Source organism: Brevibacillus sp. MS2.2 (assembly GCF_013284345.1).
GTDB lineage: Bacteria > Bacillota > Bacilli > Brevibacillales > Brevibacillaceae > Brevibacillus > Brevibacillus brevis_C.
Window position 1 is genome coordinate 1 of the sequence record NZ_JABSUZ010000023.1, and the last position, 22,488, is coordinate 22,488.

The 22,488-nt window shown below is 47.2% G+C and carries 22 protein-coding genes and 1 riboswitch; of the genes, 17 read left to right on the forward strand and 5 right to left on the reverse strand.

What is annotated here, in order from left to right; all coding sequences use genetic code 11:
* The 12 genes from HP568_RS19465 to HP568_RS19520 form a co-directional block, all read left to right on the forward strand.
* On the forward strand, positions 1-512 hold a 512-nt coding region (locus HP568_RS19465; RefSeq protein WP_254551358.1), incomplete at its 5' end, for a sensor histidine kinase.
* On the forward strand, positions 509-1,153 hold the full coding sequence (locus HP568_RS19470; RefSeq protein ID WP_048032975.1) for a response regulator: 645 nt from the start codon (positions 509-511) through the stop codon (positions 1,151-1,153). The genes HP568_RS19465 and HP568_RS19470, both read left to right, overlap by 4 nt.
* A gap of 131 nt (positions 1,154-1,284) precedes the next feature.
* A complete protein-coding gene (locus tag HP568_RS19475; RefSeq protein WP_173629974.1) occupies positions 1,285-2,484 on the forward strand; it encodes an FAD/NAD(P)-binding oxidoreductase in 1,200 nt (399 codons plus the stop codon).
* Positions 2,485-2,518: 34 nt separating this feature from the next.
* Positions 2,519-3,097 carry a helical membrane plugin domain-containing protein gene (locus HP568_RS19480; RefSeq protein WP_173629975.1) on the forward strand — a complete coding sequence of 193 codons (579 nt, stop codon included), beginning with the start codon at positions 2,519-2,521 and terminating at the stop codon, positions 3,095-3,097.
* Between the two features lie 24 nt (positions 3,098-3,121).
* On the forward strand, positions 3,122-4,540 hold the full coding sequence (locus tag HP568_RS19485; RefSeq protein WP_173629976.1) for an MBL fold metallo-hydrolase: 1,419 nt from the start codon (positions 3,122-3,124) through the stop codon (positions 4,538-4,540).
* A gap of 31 nt (positions 4,541-4,571) precedes the next feature.
* A complete protein-coding gene (locus HP568_RS19490; RefSeq protein WP_048032979.1) occupies positions 4,572-5,363 on the forward strand; it encodes a sulfite exporter TauE/SafE family protein in 792 nt (263 codons plus the stop codon).
* A gap of 122 nt (positions 5,364-5,485) precedes the next feature.
* A riboswitch (SAM riboswitch) is annotated at positions 5,486-5,590 on the forward strand.
* A 109-nt stretch (positions 5,591-5,699) separates the two neighbouring features.
* On the forward strand, positions 5,700-6,632 hold the full coding sequence (locus HP568_RS19495; RefSeq protein WP_173629977.1) for an ABC transporter permease: 933 nt from the start codon (positions 5,700-5,702) through the stop codon (positions 6,630-6,632).
* Between the two features lie 4 nt (positions 6,633-6,636).
* Positions 6,637-7,584 carry an ABC transporter permease gene (locus HP568_RS19500; protein ID WP_173629978.1) on the forward strand — a complete coding sequence of 316 codons (948 nt, stop codon included), beginning with the start codon at positions 6,637-6,639 and terminating at the stop codon, positions 7,582-7,584.
* Between the two features lie 13 nt (positions 7,585-7,597).
* Entirely contained in the window at positions 7,598-8,614 is a 1,017-nt protein-coding gene (locus tag HP568_RS19505) for an ABC transporter ATP-binding protein (RefSeq protein ID WP_173629979.1), read from the forward strand.
* Positions 8,607-9,563, forward strand: coding sequence for an ABC transporter ATP-binding protein (locus HP568_RS19510; protein WP_173629980.1), 957 nt, complete (start codon positions 8,607-8,609; stop codon positions 9,561-9,563). Before HP568_RS19505 ends, HP568_RS19510 begins: the two co-directional genes overlap by 8 nt.
* A gap of 27 nt (positions 9,564-9,590) precedes the next feature.
* Entirely contained in the window at positions 9,591-11,222 is a 1,632-nt protein-coding gene (locus HP568_RS19515) for a peptide ABC transporter substrate-binding protein (RefSeq protein WP_173629981.1), read from the forward strand.
* Positions 11,223-11,505: 283 nt separating this feature from the next.
* The gene (locus HP568_RS19520) at positions 11,506-12,768 is read left to right on the forward strand and encodes an aminopeptidase P family protein (protein ID WP_173629982.1); all 1,263 of its coding nucleotides are present in this window, start codon (positions 11,506-11,508) and stop codon (positions 12,766-12,768) included.
* Between the two features lie 162 nt (positions 12,769-12,930).
* On the opposite strand, the gene HP568_RS19525 is transcribed toward HP568_RS19520, so the two are convergent.
* Positions 12,931-13,362 (reverse strand): VOC family protein, encoded by a 432-nt coding sequence (locus HP568_RS19525; protein ID WP_173629983.1) that lies wholly within the window; start codon positions 13,360-13,362, stop codon positions 12,931-12,933.
* A gap of 114 nt (positions 13,363-13,476) precedes the next feature.
* Here HP568_RS19525 and HP568_RS19530 point away from each other — a divergent pair, with 114 nt between their 5' ends.
* Positions 13,477-14,424 (forward strand): helix-turn-helix transcriptional regulator, encoded by a 948-nt coding sequence (locus HP568_RS19530; protein ID WP_173629984.1) that lies wholly within the window; start codon positions 13,477-13,479, stop codon positions 14,422-14,424.
* Between the two features lie 199 nt (positions 14,425-14,623).
* Here HP568_RS19530 and HP568_RS19535 read toward each other — a convergent pair whose 3' ends face one another.
* Complete coding sequence (locus HP568_RS19535) at positions 14,624-15,643, reverse strand: alpha/beta fold hydrolase (protein WP_048032987.1); 1,020 nt, start codon at positions 15,641-15,643, stop codon at positions 14,624-14,626.
* Between the two features lie 142 nt (positions 15,644-15,785).
* Here HP568_RS19535 and HP568_RS19540 point away from each other — a divergent pair, with 142 nt between their 5' ends.
* Together HP568_RS19540 and HP568_RS19545 are read left to right on the forward strand one after the other, a co-directional pair.
* Positions 15,786-16,694, forward strand: a complete 909-nt coding sequence (locus HP568_RS19540; RefSeq protein WP_173629985.1) for a LysR family transcriptional regulator — start codon at positions 15,786-15,788, stop codon at positions 16,692-16,694.
* Positions 16,695-16,959: 265 nt separating this feature from the next.
* A complete protein-coding gene (locus tag HP568_RS19545) occupies positions 16,960-17,523 on the forward strand; it encodes an NAD(P)H-dependent oxidoreductase (RefSeq protein ID WP_048032989.1) in 564 nt (187 codons plus the stop codon).
* A gap of 66 nt (positions 17,524-17,589) precedes the next feature.
* Here HP568_RS19545 and HP568_RS19550 read toward each other — a convergent pair whose 3' ends face one another.
* Together HP568_RS19550 and HP568_RS19555 are read right to left on the reverse strand one after the other, a co-directional pair.
* The gene (locus HP568_RS19550) at positions 17,590-17,955 is read right to left on the reverse strand and encodes a winged helix-turn-helix transcriptional regulator (RefSeq protein ID WP_173629986.1); all 366 of its coding nucleotides are present in this window, start codon (positions 17,953-17,955) and stop codon (positions 17,590-17,592) included.
* Between the two features lie 105 nt (positions 17,956-18,060).
* Positions 18,061-19,572 (reverse strand): MFS transporter, encoded by a 1,512-nt coding sequence (locus tag HP568_RS19555; RefSeq protein ID WP_173629987.1) that lies wholly within the window; start codon positions 19,570-19,572, stop codon positions 18,061-18,063.
* 217 nt (positions 19,573-19,789) lie between these two features.
* On the opposite strand from HP568_RS19555, the gene HP568_RS19560 reads away from it, so the two are divergent.
* Complete coding sequence (locus HP568_RS19560; protein ID WP_173629988.1) at positions 19,790-20,614, forward strand: MerR family transcriptional regulator; 825 nt, start codon at positions 19,790-19,792, stop codon at positions 20,612-20,614.
* Between the two features lie 27 nt (positions 20,615-20,641).
* A complete protein-coding gene (locus HP568_RS19565; protein ID WP_173629989.1) occupies positions 20,642-21,661 on the forward strand; it encodes a serine hydrolase domain-containing protein in 1,020 nt (339 codons plus the stop codon).
* Between the two features lie 82 nt (positions 21,662-21,743).
* Here the strand turns inward: HP568_RS19565 and HP568_RS19570 are convergent, their stop codons facing one another.
* Positions 21,744-22,481, reverse strand: coding sequence for a MerR family transcriptional regulator (locus tag HP568_RS19570; RefSeq protein ID WP_173629990.1), 738 nt, complete (start codon positions 22,479-22,481; stop codon positions 21,744-21,746).
* Positions 22,482-22,488: the final 7 nt, after the last annotated feature.

Consider the following 22,488-nt stretch of genomic DNA (forward strand, 5'->3'; position numbering starts at 1 on the left):
AGGAAGGACAATTCCGGGAATTCATGCAAGAGATTGTCAATGAGCTGGAAAAAGCGATACAAGACGTCAAGCTCTATTCTCTACAACTGCGTCCGCATAGTCTTGATCAACTGGGGCTGATTCCTACAGTCCGGCATCTTGTTTCTAGCTTGAACAAAGCACATCAGGATGTTTCCATTACCTTTTCCTACAGCAATGTCAGCGATCATTTTCAGCCAATCTTGGAAATCAATCTGTACCGTGTCATCCAGGAAGCCTTACATAATGCCCTAAAATACGCGAAAGCGACACTCATTGAAGTCATTTTGTACAAGGAAGACGACCAACTGACTTTGCTGATTCAAGACAACGGAATCGGCTTTGTTCGCGATCAGGTTCAGGTTGGTCTGGGACTCAAACATATGGAAGAACGGGTGGCTCAAATGGAGGGGAGTCTTCAGATTCAATCCGTGCTCCACGAAGGTACATCGATCAAGGTAACGGTAGTGGAACAAGGAGGGAGAGCAGAGTGATACGAGTGCTTTTGGTTGATGATCACACGATGATTCGGAAGGGATTGCGTGTGCTTCTCGAAAGTTACTCTCAAATAAAAATTGTTGGAGAGAGTCATACAGGCAATGATGCCATCCTGAAAGCCAATCAGCTCACTCCCGATGTGGTGCTGATGGATTTGTCATTGCCGAATGGGCTGGATGGGTTTACCGCGAGCAATGAGATTCGCAAGTCGAATCCTTTCGTGAAAATCGTCATTTTGACTATGCATGACGAGGAGATTTTCGTCCAGAAGGCCATCGCCGTCGGAGCCCATGGGTACATTTTAAAAAACAGCCATGGCGAGCTGCTGTTTCAAGCCATTGTGGAGGTTTACAAAGGAAAGCGCTTTTACAAGACTTCCGTATCGCAAGAGATCATCAATCTATGGCTGAAATCGGATGCCAAAACGATGCCTTCTGTTTTAACGCTCCGTGAAAAGGAGCTTGTCAGACTCATCGTGCTTGGCTATACCAATAAGGAAATGGCAGATAAGTTGTTGATCAGTGTCAAAACCGTGGAGAACCACAAAACGAATATCATGCAGAAGCTAGGACTGGATTCCAAGCATCAATTGATCCAATACGCCATTAAAAATAGATATCTCGATCTGGCATTTTAAACGCATAGAGCAAAAAGTAGGGGACTTCCCCTATATGGAAAAAATGACAGAGGAATAAACTGAATAGAGAGACTACACCTTATGAACCATCATCTACGATTGGAAACCATATCGTCGTCGGAGGAGGAACTATGGCAAAACAAGTTCATTATACGGTTGTCATCGTGGGTGCAGGCTCAGCAGGAATCTCTGTTGCTGCCCGTATCGTCCGGGCTTCCAAAAGGCTCATGGGACAAGTCGCCATCATCGATCCCGCATCCAAGCATTATTATCAGCCTTTGTGGACATTAGTCGGAGGAGGTGCCGCGAAAAAGGAGGAATCCGAGCGAGACCTTTCCTCTCTGATTCCCGCTGGCGTCGACTGGATTTGCGATGCGGTCACCTCGTTTCAAGCGGAACAGCACACGCTTCGTACTGAGCAGGGAACCGTCCTCTCCTATGACTATCTCGTTGTTGCTGCCGGTCTGCAAATAGATTGGGAGGGGGTAAAGGGCCTGAAGGATGCCGTCGGCAAGAACGGCGTTTGCAGCAACTACGCTTACCAAACGGTAGACAGTACCTGGGAAGCTATCCGGAGCTTTAAAGGTGGCACTGCCATTTTTACCCACCCGAATTCACCCGTAAAATGCGGCGGAGCCCCTCAGAAAATCATGTATCTGGCCGATGATTACTTTCGCAAGTTACATGTTCGCAACCAGTCAGAGATTATTTTTGCATCGGCGAAGGGAAGTATTTTTGACGTTCCCACGTATGCCAATACCCTCACGAACGTCATTCGTCGTAAGAACATCGAAACCAGATACAAGCATAACCTGATGGAAGTGCGGGCTGATACCAAAGAAGCCGTATTCGAGAATCTGGACACCAAAGAACAGGTGGTATGGAAGTATGACATGCTTCATGTAACCCCTCCTATGAAAGCGCCTGATTTTATTGCAAACAGCGCATTGGCAGACACAGCAGGCTGGGTGGATGTCGATCCATTTACGCTTGCGCACAAAAGATTTCCCACTATTTTCGGCATAGGCGATTGCGCGAATCTTCCGACGTCCAAAACCGGAGCTGCTATTCGCAAACAGGCGCCAGTTGTCGAGAAAAACCTGCTCGCACTAATCAATGGTACTCCATTGGTTGCCAAGTACGACGGTTATACATCCTGCCCACTCGTAACGGGGTACAACAAACTGGTACTGGCCGAATTTGATTACAACCTGACACCGTGTGAAACCTTTCCTTTTGACCAATCTGAAGAGAGATTTAGTATGTACCTGATGAAAAGAGAGCTGCTTCCCATCCTTTATTGGAATGGGATGTTAAAAGGATTGATGTAAGGCAGTTTTTGAAAGAGAGGGGGAGAGCAACATTTTGAACGACAGGAAGGAACAGAGAAGCTCTGACATGTTTTTAGAGGATTTATCTGATCCAGAAGTTCAGGAAGCAATCACCATATTGATCCGAAAGCTCCCGAAGATAAAAGATACCGTCCTGGCAGCCGAAGCGGGACTTGAAGTAGCTACATCGATCTTGCGCGATCAGGAATCACTACGGTATTTGTTTGAGCGCGTAGATGGTCAACTGTCCCGTTTCTTGGTGGAAAAAGAATCGATAGACGCCCTTTTCACGTTACTTGATAAGATGCCAAAGCTCGTTACGTATATCAATGTTTTCGAACAAGCTGCTGATTTTTTGGAAAGCCTCGGAAAGGATAAGCAATCGCAGCAATATCTGCTCAACGGTATGAAAGCGTACATCGCTCCTGTGTCCGTGCAAGTGGAGCAAGGAGTAGCTATCTTCCAAGAAGCCAAAGCACGAGCCGAACGTAAAAGCGAGCCCGTTTCCGTTTTCACGCTTTACAAGCTCATGAAAGATCCCACTGTCCAAAAGACACTTCGTTTTACCCAATCGTTGCTCGAAGTACTCGCAGAAAAATCAAACAAAAAATAGACATGTAAAAGGGAGGAATGCGCCATGTTGTTACGTTACTTTTATGATGAAAAACTGGCCCATGCATCTTATCTGGTCGGTTGCCAAAAAACCGGGGAGGCGATTGTGATCGATCCCGCCCGCAATCTGGCTCCTTATTTTCAAGCTGCCAAAGCAGAAGGGGTTACCATTGTAGCCGCCACGGAAACTCACATTCACGCTGATTTTGTCTCTGGTGCCAGAGAACTGGGCGCAGCTCATCAGGCGCAGCTGTTTTTATCCAATGAGGGCGATGAAGATTGGAAATATCAATACTTGGAAGGGTTGAACCATCAGCTTGTCCACGATGGGGATCGCTTTTTTATCGGGAACTTGCTATTTGAAGTCATGCATACCCCTGGCCATACACCAGAGAGCATCTCCTTCCTTTTGACAGACCTTGGAGGGAATGCAGATCGGCCCATCGGGATCTTCACGGGGGATTTCGTCTTTGTCGGCGATATCGGCAGACCGGACTTGCTCGAAAAAGCGGCGGGAATAAAGGGTACGTCCGAATCAGGTGCAAGAGCCATGTTCCAGTCCCTCCAAAAATTCAAGCAACTGCCGGATTACATGCAGGTATGGCCAGCGCATGGCGCAGGAAGTGCTTGCGGGAAAGCACTGGGGGCCGTGCCGTCTTCTACCGTTGGTTATGAAAAGCTCTTTAACTGGGCGATGTTACACTCTAATGAAGAGGAATTCGTTCAGGCACTCCTGGATGGACAACCAGAACCACCAACGTATTTTGCAGTAATGAAACGCGTGAATAAGGAAGGCCCTGCCTTGCTCAACGAACTCCCTGTTGTTCAAGAGTTCAACTCGCTTGAAGCGGTAAAGGAAACGCTGGAAAACGGACAGATTGTCGATACACGTCCTTTCCAGAATTTTGCGAACGGGCATTTGGCGGGAACACTTCACATTCCTTATAACAAGTCATTTGCCAACTGGGCGGGCTGGATCGTCGATTACGATCGCCCGGTTCATATCCTGGCCATCCCAGATGAGCTGGATGAGATTTTGCAAGCCTTGCATTCCGTAGGGATTGATCATGTCACAGGTTTTATCGACAGCGGCAAGCTACTGGAAAGTGAAGTGTCTTCACTCGAGACAATCAAAGAGGTAACACCGTTGGAGATTGCCGAACAAGTGAAAAAGGGAGAGGTTCACGTAGTAGATGTACGTAATCTGGCTGAGTGGAAGGAAGGGCACATTCCAGATGCACAGCACATCATGCTCGGTACGCTCGCTATGCGGCTGGAGGAAATTCCTCACGATAAGCCGCTTCTCGTACAGTGCCGTTCCGGTGCCAGATCCGCTATTGGAGCAAGCATTCTTCAGGCAAATGGTTTCAAGGATGTCATGAATTTGAGCGGCGGAATCTTGAAATGGCAAATAGACGGCTTGGCAGTTGTAGAACGAGGATAAAACGAAGTGAGGTGTTGCAAAGGGTGAGCGTATGACTATCGACCTTGTGATCACACTGTTTGTTATCGGTTTCGCGGGATCATTTATCTCTGGTCTCGTCGGAATCGGGGGCTCCATCATCAAGTATCCGATGCTTCTGTACATTCCGCCCGCGCTTGGATTCGTTGCTTACACAGCTCACGAGGTATCCGGAATAAGTGCAGTCCAAGTATTTTTTGCCACCCTAGCTGCTGTTTGGACTCTGCGCAAAGATAAGCTTATTCATTACCAACTCGTACTGTACATGGGAAGTTCAATTATTGTCGGGAGCTTGCTTGGGGGATATGGAGGAAAATATCTTTCGGCAGAAGCCATCAATATCGTTTACGCCATCCTGGCCACCCTTGCTGTAATCTTGATGTTCCTGCCAAAAAAGCGAATGGACGAGCGAGAACAGACAGAGGTTATCTTTCATAAACCAACAGCTGTATTATCCGCTTTGATTGTCGGAGGCGCCTCAGGAATTGTCGGGGCAGCTGGCGCTTTTATTTTGGTTCCCATCATGTTGATCATCCTTAAGATTCCGACAAGGGTTACAATAGCTTCATCTCTTGCCATTACCTTTCTTTCTTCCATCGGTTCGACGGTAGGGAAAGGGATGGCGGGGGACATATTGCTGTGGCCATCCGTAATCATGGTAATCGCCAGTATCATGGCAGCGCCGCTCGGTACGATGGTCAGCAAACGTTTGGACACACGGATTCTCCAAACGATTCTTGCCTTGTTAATCCTAGCCACCACGATTAAGATTTGGGCTGACATCCTCCTATTCAAACGTGTGTGAAGATTTACTTTTTTCATAAATAAAATAAAGAAAAATCAATTGTCATTGAACAGCATTGACATATCCGAGTAAAATGATAAGATAAAAAAGAATTTTACGATGAAACAAAATTTCATAGAACATTCTTATCGAGAGTGGTGGAGGGACTGGCCCGATGAAACCCGGCAACCTTGGTCTGATTGACCTTACGGTGCTAATTCCTGCGGAGTTATTCTGCGAGATGAGAAGGTGGGAACCGTGCAATTACCCCTCTTCTTTTCGGAGAGGGGTTTTCTGTATTTATAATTCGTAGTATTCCAATCTATTTACTTTATATTATGCAAAGGAGGAAACAATGTGCTTCATTATGCGGTCAAGCGTGGCTTTCTCATGATTGCTACGCTGTGGATTATTGTCACGGTGACGTTTGTGACCATGCACCTGATTCCGGGTGACCCGTTCGCGTCTGACGCCAAAATGCTTCCAGAAGAAGTGGTAAAGAACATGCGGGCGGAGTACAACCTGGATCAGCCAATCACGGTACAGTACCTGCTCTATCTGAAAGGTTTGCTACAGTTTGACTTGGGGCCATCTATCCAGTCCAAGACGAGGGATGTGAACACTTTGATAGCAGAGGGATTTCCCGCCTCGGCTGTTCTGGGACTCCAGTCGTTTATTGTCGCGCTGGCAGGTGGAATCACACTGGGAATCGTAGCGGCACTCTATCACAATCGAACGCTGGATTTCTTGTCTATGTTTGCAGCCATCATCGGGATCTCCGTCCCCAGCTTTATTCTGGCGCCACTGTTGATTAAGTACTTGGCGGTCAAATGGGAGCTTCTTCCTGTTGCTGCGTGGGGGAGCTGGGAACACTCGATTCTTCCAACACTTGCGCTCGCTATCGGTCCGCTTGCCATTATCGCCCGTTTCGTACGAGCCAGCATGCTTGAGGTTTGGCAACAGGAATACATAAGCACGGCGGAGGCGAAAGGGCTTGGCACCTTTTCCATTGTCATTAGACACGGGATGCGCAATGCCATGCTGCCGGTTCTTACCTTTATCGGTCCACTGTTTGCCAACCTGATGACCGGAACCTTTGTGGTAGAAAAGATTTTCGCCATTCCCGGGCTCGGCAAATACTTCGTGGAAAGCATTTTTAACCGCGATTACCCCGTTATTTTGGGAACAACCGTGTTTTACAGCTTTGTGCTCATTTTTACTTTGTACATCATCGACCTGCTGTATCGGGTGATTGACCCGCGCATCAGATTGACGAGTGGAGGGAAGTAACGACATGGCCAATCAGGCAACACAACTAGACTCCCTGTTTCGACCAGTAGACCGAAACCGACTATCCGAAGGAATTCGTGAACGTCCCAGTCTTGGGTACTGGCAGGAGGTATTGCAGCGAGTATTCCACAACAAGCTGGCCATGCTCGGGTTTTTCCTGCTCGCAACAGTGGTGACTCTCTCGATCATCGGACCGATGCTCGTACCCCATAGCCCGCATGAACAGTCATTGACGAAGGGTAATCTTCCGCTGTCGGGCGAGCACTGGTTTGGAACGGATGACTTGGGTCGGGACATGTGGGCACGTACCTGGGTAGGTGGTCAAATCTCTTTGTTTATTGGTGTGGCGGCAGCTGCCATTGACCTAGTGATCGGCGTAATCATCGGCGGGATATCCGGTTACATGGCAGGGAGGAACAAGCTGGGAGACCGTGTGGACAACATCCTGATGCGGTTAGCTGAAATTCTATACAGCATTCCGTATCTGCTAGTGGTAATCCTGCTGATGGTGGTTCTGGAGCCTGGTCTCACAACGATCATTATTGCCCTTTCACTAACCGGCTGGGTCGGCATGGCGCGCCTGGTCAGAGGGCAAATCATGCAGATCAAGCGTCAGGAGTTTGTACTGGCCGCAGAAAAGCTGGGTACCTCGCATGCCAAAATCATCATCAAGCATCTGCTGCCAAATACGATCGGCGTCATCATCGTCAACCTGACTTTTACGATCCCGCACGCGATTTTCGCCGAATCGTTTCTCAGCTTTCTTGGGCTGGGTGTGCAGGCGCCAACCGCTAGCTGGGGAACCATGGCCAACGACGCGCTGGCTGTTATGCTGAGCGGACAGTGGTGGCGGCTGTTTTTTCCGGGATTCATGATTTCGCTTACCATGTTCGCGTGCAATGCACTCGGGGACGGTTTGCAGGACGCACTGGACCCGCGGATCAGGAAATGAGGAGGAGTACATCGTGAAACCATTGTTGGAAGTAGATCAGCTGCGCGTCTCCTTTCGCACGTACGGAGGAGAGGTGCAGGCAGTAAGAGGGGTTTCCTTTTCTGTGAAGGAGGGAGAGACGCTGGCGATTGTCGGGGAAAGCGGATGCGGTAAAAGTGTGACTGCTCGGGCATTGATGGGGATGATTCCTCCGCGATCCGGTCAGGTAAAAGGTGGCAGCATTCGGTTTCGCGGGCGTGAACTGACTGGGCTGACGAAGCTGGAATGGCAGCAGGTTCGCGGCTCGCAGATCGGCATGATCTTCCAAGACCCGATGACTTCGCTGAACCCCACGATGAAAATCGGTTTACAGATTGCGGAAGGGCTGATCAAACATCAAAAGCAGACGAAGACGCAAGCAAAGGAAGAGACACTGAAACTGCTAGAGAGGGTGGGCATTCCGGAAGCGGCGAGGCGTTTTGAACAATATCCGCACGAGCTAAGCGGAGGCATGCGGCAGCGCGTTGGAATCGCTATGGCGCTTGCTTGCCAACCGCAGTTGGTTGTCGCCGACGAACCGACGACAGCGCTCGACGTGACCATTCAGGCACAGATTCTTCGTCTGATGAGGGAGTTGCAGGAGCAGTTAAACACGTCGATCATTTTGATCACCCACGATCTGGGTGTTGTCGCAGAGGTGGCCGATCATGTAGCGGTCATGTACGCAGGCGTAGTGGTGGAGAGCGGCCCTGTGGGAGAGATCTTTGACAATCCGCGCCACCCATACACACAAGGGCTGTTGCAGTCTGTGCCACGCCTTGATACAGGCAAAAAAGAGCGGCTGCTCCCCATCGAAGGGACACCGCCGGATCTTTTTCGTCCGCCTGCTGGTTGCCCGTTCGCTGCTCGGTGCCGGTTTGCCATGGAAATTTGCCTGGAGCATATGCCGCAATCGAATTCGTTTATCAATAAGCATGAGGCGAGCTGCTGGCTGAACGACCCGCGTGCCCGGGGAGCAGAAGCGTGGATGGGGAGGGAGAAACATGGTTGACAACATAATAGGGGTGGAGAATCTCGCTAAATCGTTTGAGATTGGCGGAGGCCAACGGGTTAGAGCTGTTGACCGCGTTTCTTTTGAAATCAGGCGAGGGGAGACGCTCGGAATCGTTGGGGAAAGCGGCTGCGGCAAGTCTACGCTGGGCAGGACGATCGTGGGCCTTTACCCGGCTAGTGCGGGGCGCATCCTGTTTCAAGGTAAAGACATCGCCAGGATGGACAGACGTGAGCGACGGGACGCAAATCGCCACATGCAGCTGATCTTCCAAGATCCGCAGGCCTCACTCAATCAGCGTTTACGAGTGGGCGACATCATTGCCGAGGGAATCGATTCTTATGGATTGGCAAAAGGAAAAGAGCGAGAAGAACGCATCTATCGGCTGCTGGAGTTAGTAGGATTGCACCCAAGCCACGCAAAACGCTTTCCGCATGAATTTAGCGGCGGACAACGACAACGTATCGGAATCGCCCGCGCGCTTGCGGTGGAGCCCAGCTTTATCGTGGCAGACGAGTCCATCTCCGCACTGGATGTGTCTATCCAGGCGCAAATCGTCAACCTTTTAGCCGATCTTCAGGCAGAACGGTTCATCACGTATCTGTTTATCGCCCATGACCTGTCAATGGTGAAGCACATCAGCGACCGGATTGGCGTGATGTACCTGGGGCAAATGATGGAGCTGGCACCGAGCGAGGAGTTGTTTGCCACGCCGCTACATCCGTATACGCAGGCCTTGATTTCGGCTATGCCCGTCTCCCATCCAGCCCAGCGCGAAGAGCGGGAGCAGATTGTACTGACTGGAGAACCGCCCAGCCCGATTCATCCGCCAAGCGGTTGTCCGTTTCGCACCAGATGTCCGGTTGTCCAAGGCATTTGCGCCGAAACAGCGCCGGATTGGAAGGAGGTGAGGCACGGACACTGGATCGCTTGCCATCTTGTAAAGTAGATAGAGGAGAACAAGGAGGAAATCATCATGAAAAAGGAATTGCTCGCTTTTGTCGCATTGCTGGCGCTCGCTGTACCTGCGCTTTCTGCATGCGGCAGCGATAAACCGGCTGCGTCTTCCGATCAACAGACGGGGGCAGCCGTCAAACAAGTCATGACCGCTAACCTGCGGGGGGAACCGTACACATTAGACCCGGCTTTCGCTTCCGATACCACCTCGTACTGGGTGATTGACCATCTGTATGAAGGATTGTATCGATACAGTCAGAATGGAGACATCAGCGAAGGCGCAGCAGAAAAGGTGGAAGTCTCCCCGGACGGCAAAACCTACACGTTTACTCTGCATCCCGAAATGAAATGGTCGAACGGCGATCCGTTGACGGCGCATGATTACGAATACTCCTGGAAGCGCGTGCTGAATCCGCAGACTGCCGCCTATGAACCATCCGCACTCTACTACATACAAGGCGCGGAGGCATATAACACGGGAAAAGGCAGCGTGGATGACGTTCAGATCAAAGCAAAGGATGACCGAACACTCATCGTCGGACTGAAAGACCCGATCACCTATTTCCCGAAAATCATGATGAGTCGCGCCTATCTGCCGGTGAACAAGAAAGTCGTGGATGCAGACAAAAACTGGGCGTCCGAAGCGAAAGGCATCGTGACCAATGGCCCGTACACCGTGGAGAGCTGGGACCACAACAGTCAACTGACAATCGCCAAAAGCCAGAGCTATTGGGAGAAAGAAAAGGTAACGATGGAAACCGTCCACTTCAAGATGGTGAACGAAGCGACCACCTACTACCAGATGTTCAAAACAGGAGCGCTCGACCTGATTGACTCCCTGCCGATCGACGTAATTGAGCAGGAAAAAGAAAAAGAAGAATACAAATCATTCCCGGACTACAGCATTTATACGTACACGTTCAACGTAGAGGAAAAGCCGTTTACTAATGCGAAAATTCGTCAGGCCTTTTCCTACGCGATAGACCGGGATATCCTGACGAAAAACGTGACCAAGGGAGGCCAGCTCTCGGCGTACGGTTATACGCCATTCGGGGTGAAAACTCCTTCGGGCAAGGATTTCCGAGAAGAAGTGGCTCCTTACTATCAGTTTGATCCGGCCAAGGCGAAGCAACTTCTAGCTGAAGGCTTGAAGGAAGAAGGCTGGACAGAGCTTCCGCCAATTACACTGAAATACAGCACCGCGGAAAACCATAAGAAGATCGCTGAAGCGCTGCAAGAAATGTTCAAGCAAAATATAGGCGTGCAAGTGAAGCTGGAAAATCAGGAGTGGAAAACGTACATCGATACGTTCAAGCAGAAAAACTTCCAGATTGCCCGTATGGGTTGGGGCGGCGATTATCTCGATCCGCTCGCGATGCTGGAGTTGTACACAGGGAAAAGCTCCCGCAACTTCACGAACTGGGCCAATCCGAAATTTGACGAGCTGATCGAAAAAGCAAAGGTTGAGCAAAACGAGGAAGCACGCATGAAGCTTCTGCACGACGCTGAAACCATTTTGATGCAGGACATGCCCGTCATCCCGATTTATTTCAATAACGAAAACTACCTCAACAGCAAAAAGATCGAAGGCATCCGCTTCAGTGTAACCGGGACACCGGATCTGCGCTGGGCAAAAAGAGTGGCAGAGTAACGTTTAATAAAATGCGTTTGTATTCTGCGATAACAAAGAGCAGCTTGCCTAAAGCAACTGCTCTTTGTTTTTGGGACTCAATAAAAGGTTTATTGCGAAACTCGTTTCCCAAATGTTGAAAGTATCCTAAAATATAGAAGAAAGGAGGATACATTACAGGTCTATTTCAATTTGAGGTCGGCGGGTAATTGTCAGATTATACTGAACTCAAAACGATCAAGAGCGCTTTTCACAAGCTATATCAATCCATGAAGAAATTCACGAACGAAGGGGTATAAAACAAATGACATTAACCATAAATTCAATAGAGTTCATCAATCGCCGTCAAAAACTCGCAGAAAAAATGCCTGATCACAGCGCACTTGTCCTATTTTCAGGGGGTGTCAAGACACGCAGCCATGACGATAAATATCTGTTTTCACCGAACCGCAACTTCTATTATCTAACCGGTATTGCACGCAGTAACCTCATTCTCCTGATCACGAAACGCGCTGGCATTGTGAACGAAACGTTATTTCTTCAGCGCCCAAATGAGCTGGAAGCGAAATGGATAGGGGCCGTCTTATCAGATCAAGAGGCGAAAGAGCAGTCTGGTATCGAACACTTCGATTATCTCGATGAGTGGCTCCAGTCCTTTGGAACCTTTATGAGGCGTTGTGAAGGCAAATACTCGCTCTATCTTGATTTGCATCGCTATCAGTGGAGCGACGAGCTGACGCCTGCTGAGATTTTTGCCGAAGACGCGCAGAAGAAATACCGGACCTTGCAGATTCACGATGCGGGCCCATGGCTGAAGGAACTGCGCATGGTGAAGAGTCCGGCAGAGATCGGAGAAATCAGACGTGCGATTGCGATCACGGATGAAGCAATCCGGCGCATGTGGTCGCATGCACGTCCTGGAATCATGGAATATGAGCTAGAGGCGCACTATGATTTCGCGTTGAAGTCGCATGGTGTTCGGGAGCTACCTTATTTACCGATTATTGCTAGTGGGATCAATGCTACTATCTTGCACTATGAAGCGAATAATCAGCGTGCGGAAGATGGTGATTTGGTCCTTCTCGACCTCGGGGCAGCATCGAATTACTATGCGGCTGATATTTCGCGAACGTTTCCCGTAAATGGTCGCTTTTCCGATCGCCAGAAAGCGATCTATCAACTCGTGCTCGAAGCAGAGATCAAGACCATCGAAGCAGTAAAGCCAGGTGTCACCCTTCCGCAACTAAATGATGTCACGAAACAAGTCTTGACGGATGGACTGCTACGTCTCGGTCTCATCCAAGAGAGCAGTGAGCTGTCCAAATACTACTATCATTCCGTGTCCCATCACCTTGGATTGGATACACACGATATCCCGGATTACAATATTGCTTTGCAACCTGGTATGGTAATCACGATTGAACCTGGTCTATACATAGAGGAAGAAGCGATTGGCATCCGGATTGAAGATAATGTGTTAGTAACAGAAGACGGCTGCGAGGTGCTCTCATCGCAGATCCCGAAGGAAGTCGAAGAAGTGGAATTGTTGATTGGGAAAAAGGAATAGCCATCGTTTAAAAGAGGGGGTACGGGTACGATTTATAATAGAGTCATCATCCGAAAGTATCGGTCAGAAAAGCTCCGGGGTTCCCCTCGGAGCTTTATAGCGTTTCGTTCATAGTTTGCATAAAAGAACTGGGGATCTCTCCCAAGTCAAGGCTTTGTATTTTCAGCTCCAACTGCTTGTTGTATCATTCATGTAGAATTGGAACGTAATGTTATAACGGTCTTTCACCATTCCAAAGCAGGGACTGAATTCAGTTTTTTGCAACGGGAACAACACTTGCCCTTTTTCGCTCAATTTATTAAACATTTCTTCAATCTCGCTTTGTTGCGTCGCGGTTATACAAATGTTCACCTGATCTCCGATTACATAAGGTTGCCCCGGAAAGAGATCAGCAACCATCATATCATTTTCACCGGTTTGCAACACGGCATGGGCAATACGGGTTTTCACATCTTCAGGCAAACTATCGGCATTCTTGCCTTCCCCATACGTAGTTTTGAACAGTAATTTCGAGTTCAACGCTTCCTGGTAAAACTCAATCGCTTCCGCAGCTTTTCCATCCAGCATAATGAACGAGGTTGTGCGCATTGACATGTAATCAATCTCCTTTTAAATGAAATTGTCCAATTTTTGCTGTTTTGGACTTCATTAGCATCGTATCGTACAATAGTGACAATACTTGTCGTAATAATTGAAAAGGAGTTAATAATGGCAAAGTCCAAAAGACTGATCGAGATTATGATGGCCGTCAACAAAAAGAAGTCTTTCAACGCCAAACAGCTTGCCAGTGAATTTGGAGTTTCCACGCGGACAATTATGCGGGATATGCAGGAGTTGAGCGCGCTAGGGGTTCCTTTTTATTCGGAAGTCGGTCCGAATGGGGGATATAAGATGCTAAACGAGAGAATGCTGCCCCCGGTCGCTTTTACGGAAGGCGAAGCGCTTGCTGTATTTTTTGCCAGCCATGCATTGAGGCACTACGCGAATCTTCCGTTTGAGGCGGAAACAGATTCAGTGTTGAGGAAATTTTACTCTTATATGTCAGAAGATATTCGGGACCGTATCGACCGGATGCGGGAACGATTTGATCTGGTTACGCCGATGAGACATGCAAGCACGCCTTATTTGAGCTTGTTGCTGGATGCTGCGATCGATCAAAAAGTGGTGCGCATAGAGTACGAATCGAAACAGCATAAGCAGTTAAGAGATGTTCAGCCGATCGGAATATATGCCAGCAACGGGTTTTGGTATTGTCCGGCCTATTGCTTTCACCGCCGCGATTTTCGCTTGTTTCGCTGTGACAGGGTTAAATCTGTTGAACTGTCCGAACGGAAAGCGGTCGATTTGACGCAAGTGCATACAGGAAACTGGGAGTCTTACATAGAAGAGGAAAGTCCGGCTATGGAACTTTATGTTGAGCTTACTGCAATAGGGGTGCAGAGATGCGAGCTCGAACTGTGGCCGGCGCACAAAATGCAAATTCATGTTCGAGAAGACGGCACGGGGTGGCTGGACAATCGAATCCCCACGAGCAGCTTTCCATTTTTCGGCCAATTTTTTATTGGATTGGGTACGGATGCAAAGGTAAAAGCGCCAAACGAATTGATTCATGTTATGAGAGAAATGCTGGACAAACTATTGGCGCAATATCGGTAAATCTCTGAATCCCGGTAACGGGTTCGTTAGGTCAATGAAAAAACAGGGGCAGTCTAGGAACTATTAGCGTGTCCTGGACTGCCTCTGGCTCTTTTAACAAGGGTAGTCTAAAACTAATTACCTCCAAATGAACTCTTTTAGAATTCATCTATTTTGGTTTAGTAGTTTTGAAAAGCCGTACGTCGTTACGTGGAATACTCTATCCGTTTGGACTAAGCGCCAACAAGCTTTTTAGGTTGTCATCAATGAATGTATTATCGGCACTGTTGATTCCGCGACCGGCAAAATGGCCCCAGATCGACTCGATAGGATGAAAAACAGCATTAGGTATAAACGTAGCCTCGTATTTGTTATCGTCCGCTGTGCAGAAGAGATCCGTACTCCCTGGCATGATGCAGGTAAGCGCTTTAATGCTTTTGAGCGCTTTATGGAAATCTCCGTTATAGGCAGGGTTTGCACTAATATCTGCAAATTGACCTGTCCATAACATAGCTAGGACATTGTGCGGGTCCATCTTCATAAAGCTATCTTCCCAGACGCCAGTCACAAAATCTGCCAATGTGTCATAGCCCAACTCCCGATAAAGTTCCTCTCTGTAAAACGCCTGCGATAACCCCCATCCCGCATAGACACGACCAACGGCGCGCATGTCTGCAGAAGTTAACTGGTTTAGTTTACTTGAATCGAAGCCAACTGCAGCCATGAGCGAAGCTTTCATTCCGTCCAGAACCAAAAACGTTTGGGGCCAAGTCTTGGCAACTCCGGCGAAAGGTGCAATTCGTTCCACCATATCTGGATAACTTGCCCCCCATTGGAACGATTGAATGCCTCCCATTGACCATCCAACTACGAGAGCGATTTTTTGAATACCGAATTTTTCGGTCACCAGCCGATGTTGTAGTTTGACGTTGTCATAGATGGTTACCTGCGGAAAATTAGCTCGGTCGAATGGGGGAGGCGTGTTACTGGGAGACGAAGATAATCCGTTGCCCAGCAGATTTGGAACGATAATGAAATATTTCTGTGGATCGAGTGCCATACCGCTTCCAATCAACCATTCATTCTGAACATGCTGGTCGCCAAAAGCAGTTGGATAGACGATGACATTATCTTTCTTTTCATTCAATTTTCCATAAGTCTTATAAGCAAGAAAAGCGTTCGGTAACGATACTCCTGATTGCAAGGTTACGTCACCCAATTCAAAAATTTCATAATCCATCGTATAGTTGCTCCTCTCACATTGAAACCGCGATTTAGAATGTATTTCTTGTACTTAGTATAGACCTGTGCTATTTTCAATAAAAGTGAATAGAATTCAAAGTAGTATTCAATATTATTGAAAGTAATTTGGGGGTAGTATGATGGAATTGCGCCAATTGAATACGTTCTGCACGGTTGCATCAACTTTAAATTTCAGTCGAGCCGCGGAAGTTCTGGGCTACGTCCCCTCCAACGTCACGATGCAAATAAAAGCATTGGAGGATGAGCTTGGTGTTCGTCTCTTTGACCGCTTGGGCAAGCAGCTCGTTCTCACAACTGCGGGAAAACGCTTTTTAATACATATCCAAGGCGTACTTAACAAATTGGACGAAGCTCGCAGTGTCGTTCATGACAATGAAAATCTAAGCGGCACCCTAACGATAAGTGCCAACGAGGTTCTTTGCGCCTATCGGCTTCCAGTTGTCTTTCACCTATTTCGTTCGCGCCATCCGGGAGTGCGTCTGATCTTCCGCTCTGTTTCCAATCAGCAACTCAAGCAAGCGCTCCTTGAGGGCACCGCGGATGTCGTCTTTATGTTGGACGAATCCATACACTCGAGCGCACTTGCAGTGGAGCCGTTGGTAGAAGAAACTTTCCGATTTTTCGCCGCTCCAGACCACCCACTCTCGAAACGAACTGTACTGCATCTGGAAGATTTTCACGGAGAAGTGTTCCTGACAAATGAAAAGGGTTGTCCCTATCGAACCATGTTTGACCGGCAATTTGAGAGAAAGGGCATTGATAGTATTACGTATTTAGAATTTCAAAATGCCGAAGCCATTAAACAATGTGCAATTACGGGAATCGGTATTGCCTTTCTTCCTGAGATGACAACGAAAGCGGAAGTTGAACGGGGCGAACTTGTTGCTCTTCCATGGCAAATTCCGGACTTGCGCGTGTATACACAGATGTTATGGCATAAAGACAAGTGGCTTTCACCAATCATATTATCTTTCATAGAAGCAGCAAGGGAAGTTATCGCTATAGAGGAGGAGAATATATCCGTTTAGCCTATTCCTGGAAAAATCTCTGAGCTGGCATCGTTCGCATCAACCGATTAAAGGCTCTCTGTATATGGAGAAAAAGCTCATATCAAACATTTGCAAAGAGGCCTCCCCCACGATACGAACCTAAGATCATTAGGTCGCGGGGAGGCTTTTTTCTGTTTTTTACACTCACCTTTATGTAAGTAACTGAACAAAATGTGCATACTTACAAATTTGCAGCAAGCATCTTATACTCATAAAACAACAACCCTTCAAGGAGGACGCTATTTTGAAAACTCTTGTCATCGTCACTCATCCAAGCATCGAAACATCCGTCATCAATAAGCGATGGGTAGAAGAACTCAAAAAATATCCAGAAAAGTATACCGTACATGAATTGCATAAGGCATACCCAGATGGAAACATTGATGTGGAAAAAGAACAGCAATGGATTGAATCGCATGGGAATCTTGTTTTACAGTTTCCGGTATACTGGTTTAATTGTCCGCCGCTGCTGAAAAAATGGCTGGATGATGTTTTTGCATATGGGTGGGCGTACGGTTCAAAGGGAGGCGATAAATTAAAGAATCGCAAAGCTGCATTAGCCGTATCTGCTGGAATTAGAAAAGAGGATTATCAGGAAGAGGGAAGATATCGGTATACACTGGAGCAAATTTTGACCCCTTTTGAAACAACCTTCCGCTATTGTCATGCGGATTATCGTTCATTCTTTGCGTATTATGGTACGGAGACTGAGTCAGGGGAAAATGTACCTGGTCAAGAACTTGAGCCGACCGGCAGCGTATTGGATAAGAGCGCGCAAGATTATTTGAAATTCGTTGATAACCTGTAAGAAGCCCATGAAAAAAGAAGTATTTCCTCGGTTAGGAGATACTTCTTTTCCTGTTAGAAACAATCGTTATGCCTGCTGCTTTACATCCTCCTGAGGGGGCAAGCTATTCTTCTCACCCCAGTCGCACATCATATTTAACAACGGTATGAGAGAAAGGCCACGCTCAGATAAGGAATATTCCACTTTGGGAGGGACTTGAGGAAATTCCTTGCGGATGATCAAGCCATCTGCCTCCAGCTCTTTTAACATCAAGCTCAGCGTTTTAAAGGAAATGGTACCGATACTGCGCTTCAGCTCATTATGCCGCATCACTTTATTTTCAGCTAGCCAATATAAAATGATCATTTTATATTTCCCGCCTATTAAAGACAACGTATATCCAAAGCCAGTGTCTCTCAGCTCCACGCCAGTCGGAACACAGGTTTCACGCACAATGTACACTCTCCTTTGGGAAGTATGGTTTCTAAATGCATATACTTTACCATACAACATACTTCCATTTTTAGAAAGTGATGCCGCGCAAAAAAACGTAGACCTTTATGATTCGACACCCTGCTTATGACGCTCAAGCTTGCCAGGGCCTGCGTATAGTACGGAAAAGAAACCAATTACGGCGAAAATCAATCCCACGATATAACCATGATTGATGGCGCTACCTAGAGAATTACTTAGAAAAGAATGAACACTCGGCTCGATCTGTAAAGGCTCACGCATGAGAACTTCAGGGTTAAGCAGATCAGTTGCTTTCTCCAAGGAAATGCCATGTAAAGACGCCCCCTTGGACACGATACTCGCATAATTTTGGTTCACAACAGCAGCCGTGATTGATGCACCGAGAACGCCTCCGATGTTCCGACAAAACCCAACGATCGAGGAAGAAATGCCCATATATTTTTTATCGACCGAATGCACTATCGCGTTTTGTGCAATGCTCATTAACGGCCCGATTGCAGCAAACCCGAACAAAATCATCAAGAGCGTTAAGAAAAAGAAGGAAATGCCAGGTGAAACGTACATAAGCAAAATAGAACTTACTACACAAGCGAGCATAGAGAACGCCATGAGAGATCGAAAGGAAAATTTTGTTTGTAACATTCCGAATACCACGGCACCTCCCGTCAAAGAGAGCATCAACGGTGTTAAAACATTATTGGAGTTTGGATATCCAAGTACGGCTACAGCGAAAATAGGCAAATAAGTGATGGCGGCAAACATGATAGCACCTTGAGAAAGACAGGCGATACAAGTCGCGACCACCATACGATTTTGAAAAATTTGGAGGGGAAGGATCGGTTCCTGTGCATGACGTTCTACCATAATAAAAGCAATCCCCACTATTGCGGCAAGTGCAAATAGTGAGATGATTGGCCACGAAAACCACTCATATGCTTTTCCTCCCCATTCAAGCGCCAGCATGACAGCTATACAGGTGACGATTAATGTAACGGTACCCAAATAGTCAATCTTTGGCTTTGTATGAGAACGGGATTCTTTCAGGGAAAACAGAAGCGTTACTAGAGACAGCAAACCGATCGGAACATTGACATAAAAGCACCAACGCCACCCAAAATAATCCGAGAGCAAGGTCCCGACTTGAGGTCCAGCGATAGAAGAGAGCCCAAAGATACCGGCAAACACGCCGGAGATTCGCGCTGTATATTTCGGATCAGAGGAAAGCGTAAACAGGATTGTGAAAGTAATGGGAAAGAGAGCCCCTGAACCTATTCCTTGAAGGGCACGGAAAGCGATGAGCTGTTCAATGCTTTGGGCAACGCCACAAAGTGCCGACCCAATGAGAAAAATAGTAATGCCAAGTAAGTAAAATAACTTGCGTCCAAATAGATCGGACATTTTCCCGAAGATAAGCATCGTACTGGTGGCGGCTAACACGTACGAGGTGAAGACCCAGCTCATGCTTTCAAAGCCACCGATATCTTTAATAATGTGACTAATGGCCGCCGAGGTAATGGTATTGTCGAGGGAAGACATCAGTAAGCCCAGTGCCAAAGCAAGGATAATGAAGTGATTACGTTTTTCGGATTGTGACATAAAAAGCGAACTCCTATCTCTTTTTCTATTCATGTAGCAAACTTCGCTGTAAGACTATTATTTGTGCATTCGTTGCCAAGAAATAGGGAAAAAACAGTTGCAAATCAAACTTTACATCGTTTATGCATGTAAGTTTTTATACATGCCGTTGACTTTGCCCTTAGGGGAAGGGGTATAAGTAGAATAGCGATACGGAATGAACAATGGAGGTGAACCCGTGCTATCAATCGGAGAATTCTCAAAGATATGCGGAGTGTCTACCAAAACGCTCCGTTATTATGCTGAAATAGGACTAATGAACCCGGACGAGATTAATCCTGAAAATGGCTATCGGTATTATTCCATCAAGCAACTGAAAAAGATGCTCTTCATCAACCGTTTGAAATCGTATCATTTTTCGCTGGACGAAATAAAAGCCATGTTGGAATGGGAAGAAGATCAGTCGGAGGAGAAGCTTGTTTCCGCCCTTCTTCGCAAGCAAAGGGAAATGTCCGAAAAACGAAACGCTTTGGACTATACCATAAAACAACTGAACCATGATCTTTCCAAAATGGAGCAGGGCATCTCCATGATGTCATACCTTGACAACATAGAAGTACAGCTTGTGGAGACCCAGCCAATCCATATTGTTTCTTTACGCCAGATGATGACGAGTGATGATTATGCAACAGGGTATGGTCAATATTTTAGTAAGCTGTATGAAAGGATTGCGACTGAAAAGCTCACCTTGCTCGGTACGCCGATGACGATTTATCACAGCGCTGAATTCAATCCTGCCGGAAACGATACCGAGTTTGCACTCCCGGTCGCGGAGGAGGTAAAGGTAACAAAAGATTTGCCTGGGGGACTTTGTGCAAAGTCTGTATGTAAGGGTCCGTACTCAGAATTGACTGCGGTATATGCCAGATTGCGGGAGTGGGTAGAAAATGAAGGCTATGAATTGGTGAGATCGCCCTACGAAGTCTATGTAACCGAACCCGATCAAGCCAGTGTTCCTGAGAAGCTTATTACGGAAGTGTATTTTCCAGTCAGAAAAAAATGATATTCACTTGTTGAGGAGAGAATGATCATGCAAAGAAGCAATTGGCCCACGAAAGAATGGCAAGCAGTAGACCCGGCCCTCTTGAACATAGACGCTGAAAAACTAGCAGAGCTAGATCCTATCATAAAATCCGCGTACAGCAACATAAACGGGATCATGATTGTGAGAAATGGATATATCGCCCATGAAAGCTACTATCATGGCTATGGACCGAAAGATAGGCACCATGTAGCGTCTGTAACGAAAAGTATTCTATCTGCTCTCATTGGTATTGCCATAGAGAAACGGTTTATCAAAAATGTCGACCAAAAGGTGCTGGAATTTTTTCCTGACTATGCACCCGATCATACTGATACGCAAAAACAAGCAATCACCATCCGCCATCTTCTCACGATGACAGCCCCCTATGCTTTTGAGGACTGGCACGAACCACTGGACAAAATGTGTATGCAATCCGATTGGGTAACATATACCCTGGATATGCTCGGTCAAAAGGGAGAGATTGGAGCGTTTAAGTATTCGACCGCTGGCGCGCACCTGCTTTCTGCCGTCCTTACACGCAGCACAGGAAAAAGTGCCCGAGAATTCGCAAACGAATGCTTGTTTGCACCCATCGGCATGGAAGAACTCCCTGATTATGAGATGAAGGCATTTGCGTTTGAAGATTTATTCGGGAAAGATGTGAGAGGATGGGTGAAAGATCCAAACAACAATTCCACAGGAGGGTGGGGGCTTACCTTAACTCCTCGTGACATGGCACGTTTTGGTTGGCTCTATCTGAATCGTGGCTGTTGGAACAATCATCAGATCATGCCAGAGGCTTGGATAGATGAATCGACAGCGATGAATCCCAATCAATACGGGTATCTATGGTGGTTGCGTGAAGAGGACGGTGTTTTTGCATACGTTGCACTGGGCGATGGCGGTAATGTTATCTGTTGCATCCCAGAAAAAAACCTCGTCGTAGCCATTGCATCGGAATTCATGCCGAATCCTCGTGATCGATGGACGCTAATCAAGGAGCATATTATCAGGGCGGTATTCTAAGGCAGCAGATAGGAATCGAAACAAGGAACCGGGGAGTTGCAGCTCACCCGGTTTAAGTGTTAAACGATCGTTTACCTACACTTCACTTGGATGCGTAATTTTCGGCAGCAATGCAAATGTAGTAGCTTAATCCCGTTTGCTGTTCTTCCAACATAGTGCGGTGGAACTCATCTGACAGGAAAAACCTTGACTGCTCGGCAAAAGCTCTCGCATCAATCGGATGGTCTTTTTGTAAAAAAGCAAGGTGGTTTTCGATCGCAGAAACTACTGCTTCATCGTCGACTCTTTTGTTGTTTTTCAACGCCGCTGCCATAGACGTCATGAAAGCAGTCGCTTCAGCAGCTTTTTCATTCATAGAAGCCACGTCCAGATTCTCTGTATCCAATTGAAAATCGTACGCTTCCAGCAAATGCTCATTTTGTTGAGTGAATGCCTGTTTCCATTCTTCCTCGTTCAATCCATCAAACATGTTCTCAGTGGACATATTTCCTCTCTTCCTTTCGTGTCGAATCGTTTCTTCTAAAGTAACCAAGATGCGCTCCAATCGAAGCTGGCGTGCCTTTAACATCGCTTGCTGCTCACCTAAACAACGAAGTCTGTCTGGTTCGTGATCGAGTGCAGCTTTAACGCTGTCCAACGGAAAATCAAGCTCACGATAAAACAAGATTTGTTGTAACCGCTTGAGTTCATTCTCACCATAATATCTGTATCCATTTTCTGTAACGACTTTGGGCATCAGCAAGCCAATCTTTTGATAATGATACAGTGTTTTGATTGTGGTACCAGACAGTTTGGCTACCTCGTTAACGGTATACAACATGGCGATT

What these genes read in the sequence shown, in the direction of transcription:
- HP568_RS19475 (WP_173629974.1), top strand. Translation starts at nt 1,285, where the DNA reads ATGGCAAAACAAGTTCATTATACGGTTGTCATCGTGGGTGCAGGCTCA.
- HP568_RS19485 (WP_173629976.1), top strand. Translation starts at nt 3,122, where the DNA reads ATGTTGTTACGTTACTTTTATGATGAAAAACTGGCCCATGCATCTTAT.
- HP568_RS19490 (WP_048032979.1), top strand. Translation starts at nt 4,572, where the DNA reads ATGACTATCGACCTTGTGATCACACTGTTTGTTATCGGTTTCGCGGGA.
- HP568_RS19500 (WP_173629978.1), top strand. Translation starts at nt 6,637, where the DNA reads ATGGCCAATCAGGCAACACAACTAGACTCCCTGTTTCGACCAGTAGAC.
- HP568_RS19510 (WP_173629980.1), top strand. Translation starts at nt 8,607, where the DNA reads ATGGTTGACAACATAATAGGGGTGGAGAATCTCGCTAAATCGTTTGAG.
- HP568_RS19515 (WP_173629981.1), top strand. Translation starts at nt 9,591, where the DNA reads ATGAAAAAGGAATTGCTCGCTTTTGTCGCATTGCTGGCGCTCGCTGTA.
- HP568_RS19520 (WP_173629982.1), top strand. Translation starts at nt 11,506, where the DNA reads ATGACATTAACCATAAATTCAATAGAGTTCATCAATCGCCGTCAAAAA.
- HP568_RS19525 (WP_173629983.1), bottom strand. Translation starts at nt 13,362, where the DNA reads ATGTCAATGCGCACAACCTCGTTCATTATGCTGGATGGAAAAGCTGCG.
- HP568_RS19530 (WP_173629984.1), top strand. Translation starts at nt 13,477, where the DNA reads ATGGCAAAGTCCAAAAGACTGATCGAGATTATGATGGCCGTCAACAAA.
- HP568_RS19535 (WP_048032987.1), bottom strand. Translation starts at nt 15,643, where the DNA reads ATGGATTATGAAATTTTTGAATTGGGTGACGTAACCTTGCAATCAGGA.
- HP568_RS19540 (WP_173629985.1), top strand. Translation starts at nt 15,786, where the DNA reads ATGGAATTGCGCCAATTGAATACGTTCTGCACGGTTGCATCAACTTTA.
- HP568_RS19555 (WP_173629987.1), bottom strand. Translation starts at nt 19,572, where the DNA reads ATGTCACAATCCGAAAAACGTAATCACTTCATTATCCTTGCTTTGGCA.
- HP568_RS19565 (WP_173629989.1), top strand. Translation starts at nt 20,642, where the DNA reads ATGCAAAGAAGCAATTGGCCCACGAAAGAATGGCAAGCAGTAGACCCG.
- HP568_RS19570 (WP_173629990.1), bottom strand. Translation starts at nt 22,481, where the DNA reads ATGTTGTATACCGTTAACGAGGTAGCCAAACTGTCTGGTACCACAATC.